Origin of the sequence: Saccharomonospora iraqiensis subsp. paurometabolica YIM 90007 (genome assembly GCF_000231035.2) — a bacterium.
Classification (GTDB): domain Bacteria; phylum Actinomycetota; class Actinomycetes; order Mycobacteriales; family Pseudonocardiaceae; genus Saccharomonospora; species Saccharomonospora paurometabolica.
This window is the reverse complement of the sequence record NZ_KI912260.1, coordinates 105,693-109,489: the sequence shown is the minus strand read 5'-3', so window position 1 is coordinate 109,489 and position 3,797 is coordinate 105,693. Positions and strand designations below refer to the sequence as shown.

The window sequence follows — 3,797 nt, the reverse complement described above, 5'->3', positions numbered from 1 at the left end:
ACCGGCCGGGGCGCCCGTGGTCACGGTGACGGTCACCGGATCGGCGGACGCGGCGATGACCGCAGCGGTCGCCGGCGGGGCCCGGTGCTGCGGCGTGCTGACCCACGACACCCGCTGGTCCGCGCGGGCCCTGGCGGAGTTCGACGTCGACGGGATCGTCGTCGGGACGGGCGGGACCGACCACCCGGAGACGGTGCGCTCGGCGATGCGTCTGCTCACCGCGGAGCGGACCCTCGTCCTGCCAGACCCCGACACCCCTCCGGCCGACCCGGCGGCCCGGTGACCCTGTGCCCGTGCCGCCCGGACCCGTCGCCGTCCCGCGCCACCCCCAGCCCTCGGTGTCTCGACCCGCGGGTCCTGTGCCCGAGCTTGTGTCCCGGACCAGGTGCCCCGGGCCAGGTGTCCCGGACCAGGTGCCCCGGGCCAGGTGTCCCGGACCAGGTCTCCGGCGCCCCGCCCACAGGTCCCGTGGCCCCGGCCGTCCCGCCGGGGCCACGGGACCACATTCCGCCCGCGAACTGCGGTCAGCCGGTCCGCAGAGCCGCGGGGGCGTGCGTGGGGACGGCGGGGTGGACCGGGGCGACCGGGTCGAGGCGTGTGTAGGGCTCGTCCTGGGCGGGCCGGGGGTCCGGCTCCCCCTTGTTCGGCCAGAGCGCGAAGGCCCGCTCCGCCTGCGCCGTGATCGTCAGGGACGGGTTCACCCCGAGGTTCGCCGTGATCGCGGTGCCGTCCACCACGTGCAGGTTCGGGTATCCGAACACCCGGTGGTAGGGATCGATCACCCCGTCGTCGCGGTTGATGCCGATCGCCGCGCCCCCGATGAAGTGGGCGGTCAACGGGATGTCGGCGATCTCGCCCCAGGTACCGCCCGGTGTCCCGCCGATGTGCTCGGCAGCACGTAGGTTGGCCTCGTGGCCCGCGGGGATGAACGTCGGGTTGGGCGTGCCGTGCCCCTGCTTCGAGGTGTACTTGCGGCGGCCGAACCAACCCCGGGTGGTGTAGGTGGTGATGGAGTTGTCGAGGGACTGCATCACCAGCAGGATCACGGTGCGCTCGCTCCAGCGGTAGCTGCTGAGCAGCTTGGCGGTCTGCACCGGGTGCCGGGCGGCGAACCGCAGCGCCTGCTTCCAGCGGGGGACCTCGGACCCGCCGTCGGTCGCGACCGTCTGCAGCAGGCTCATCGCGTTGCTGCCCTTGCCGTAGCGCACCGGCTCGATGTGCGTCTGTTCGTCGGGGTGGATCGACGAGGTGATCGCCACACCCCGGCTGTAGTCGTTGTCCGGGTCGACGGACGTCCGGGCGGCCCCGATGATCGCCTCGGAGTTCGTGCGCGTCAGCTCCCCGAGCCGGTCCGACAGCTCCGGCAACGCCCCGGTGTCCCGCATGCGGTGCAACAACCGCTGCGTGCCCCAGGTCCCCGCCGCGAACACGACGTGCCCCGCGGTGATCGTGTGGGTGAACCGGCGGGAGACCGTTCCGGTCCTGCGGAGGTCGACCTCGGCGGTGCCGTCCTCCCGGCTCCGCACACCGGTGACGGTGGTCAGCGGGATCACCTGCGCGCCGAGTTGCTCGGCGAGGTAGAGGTAGTTCTTCACCAGCGTGTTCTTCGCCCCGACCCGGCAGCCCGTCATGCAGGCCCCGCACTCGGTACACCCGGTGCGGTCCGGCCCGGCACCCCCGAAGTACGGATCGGCGACCCGCTCCCCGGGCGGCCCGAAGTACACCCCGACGGGTGTCGGGTGGTGACTGTCGGCGACCCCCATGTCGGTGGCCACCTTGCGCATCACCTCGTCGGACGGTGTCACCGACGGGTTCGTCACCACACCCAGCATCCGGCTGGCCTGGTCGTAGTGCGGAGCCAGCTCGGACTCCCAGTCGGTGATGTGTGCCCACTGCCGGTCGGTGTAGAACGGCTTCAGCGGCCGGTACAGCGTGTTGGCGTAGACCAGGGAGCCGCCGCCGACCCCGGCGCCCGCGAGCACCATGACGTCCTTCAGCATGTGCACCCGCTGGATACCGAAGCAACCCAGCCGGGGCGCCCAGAGGTAGCGGCGCAGATCCCACGACGTCTTGGCGAACTCGTCGTCGGCGAACCGGCGTCCGGCCTCGACGACCGCCACGCGGTAGCCCTTCTCGGTCAGTCTCAGCGCCGCGACACTGCCGCCGAAGCCGGAGCCGACGACCACGACGTCGTAGTCCAAATAGGTGTTACGCCCAGTCACACATATGAGCGTAGCCGCCGACCGCCCTCCTGACCAGAGGTAAGTTACCGACGAGTCGACCCGACCCGGGAGCCGTCACCCGCCCTCCCCGGGAACGACATTCCGCCCGCGAAACGCGCCCACCGGCACCCCGGGGAAACGCGTTTCGCAGGCGGATTGTGGTCCGGCGCGGACCGTCGCGGGGTCCGCGGCGGTCCGCGCCGGGTGGGCACGGGCGCGGGCCGGATCGCGGGGTGGGTCAGGGGCGGACGGTCAAGCCGACCTTCTGGAACTCCTTGAGGTCGGAGTAGCCGGTCTTGGCCAGTGCCCGGCGGAGTGCGCCGAAGAGGTTCACCACACCCTCCGGATCGGAGGTCGGGCCGTGCAGCAAGGTCCGCAGGTCGACGTCCAGACTCGCCCCCGGAGCCACCCGCGAGCGCGGCAACGACGGGTGCGCGGCGGCGGACGTCCAGTACAGCCCCCGCCCGGGCGCCTCGCCGGCCGAGGCCAACGGCGCACCCAGCATCACCGCGTCCGCCCCGCAGGCGATCGCCTTGGCGATGTCGCCGCTGTGCGAGACCCCGCCGTCGGCCAGCACGTGGACGTACCGACCACCGGTCTCGTCCAGGTAGTCCCGCCGCGCGGCCGCCGCATCGATCAGCGCGGTCGCCATCGGCACACCGATGCCCAGGACACGGTCGGTACTGGTCACCCCCGGGCTGTGTCCGTGTCCGACGATCACCCCGGCCGCGCCCGTACGCATCAGGTGCATCGCCGTGCGGTAGTCACTGACCCCGCCCGCGACCACGGGGACGTCGAGGTCGGCGATGAACTCCTTGAGGTTCAGCGGGTCGTCGTCGCGCGCCACGTGCTCGGCCGAGACGATCGTGCCCTGCACCACCAGCACCTCGACACCGGCCGCGAGCAGGTCCGGGGTCAGCTCCGCGGCGTGCTGCGGGCTCACCCGCGCCGCCACGGTGACCCCGGAGTCGCGCACCGACCGGATCGCCTCGGCGAGCAGATCCGTGCGGAGGGGCGCGGAGTGCAGTTCCTGCAGCATCCCACCGAGCTCGGCCCAACCCGCGCCCTTGCGCGCCGCGTCGGCCAGCCGCTCCAGTTCCCCGTCCGGGTTCGCGTGCCGGGCCCACAGGCCTTCCGCGTTGAGCACACCGAGCCCGCCGAGCCTGCCGATCGAGATCGCGGTCTCCGGCGAGACCACGGCATCCGTGGGGTGGGTGACCAACGGCAGGTCGAACCGGTAGGCATCGATCTGCCACCCGGTGTTGACGACCTTCGACGACCGGGTGCGCCGGGACGGCACGATCTCGATGTCGTCCAGGTCGTACGCACGCCGGGCCGTCCGGCCCATCCCGATCTCGACCAGATCCCGCACCAGAATGTCCTTTCCGAGGTGAGCAGCGTTCCCGGTGGCCCCGGGCCGCTTTCCGGGGCCCGCACCGCCGGGCGCCCGCGAGACGCCACACGGCACGTCACCCGTGCACCGCGGACCCCACCATTATGAGCGCCCCCGACCCCCGACCGGCGACCGGGCACCGACGCCGGGCCGGGACCGGACCGGCGTCCGTGCACCCGGCC

At 72.7% G+C, this 3,797-nt stretch carries 2 protein-coding genes and 1 pseudogene; 1 reads left to right on the top strand and 2 read right to left on the bottom strand.

Annotated elements, in window-relative coordinates; genetic code table 11:
• A pseudogene (locus SACPADRAFT_RS0222635) lies at positions 1 to 283 on the top strand (hypothetical protein); the annotation flags it as partial.
• A 241-nt stretch (positions 284 to 524) separates the two neighbouring features.
• Here SACPADRAFT_RS0222635 and SACPADRAFT_RS0222630 read toward each other — a convergent pair.
• Together SACPADRAFT_RS0222630 and SACPADRAFT_RS0222625 are read right to left on the bottom strand one after the other, a co-directional pair.
• The gene (locus SACPADRAFT_RS0222630) at positions 525 to 2,222 is read right to left on the bottom strand and encodes a GMC family oxidoreductase (protein ID WP_007026867.1); all 1,698 of its coding nucleotides are present in this window, start codon (positions 2,220 to 2,222) and stop codon (positions 525 to 527) included.
• Positions 2,223 to 2,460: 238 nt separating this feature from the next.
• On the bottom strand, positions 2,461 to 3,594 hold the full coding sequence (locus SACPADRAFT_RS0222625; RefSeq protein WP_007026866.1) for a GuaB3 family IMP dehydrogenase-related protein: 1,134 nt from the start codon (positions 3,592 to 3,594) through the stop codon (positions 2,461 to 2,463).
• Between the last annotated feature and the right edge of the window lie 203 nt (positions 3,595 to 3,797).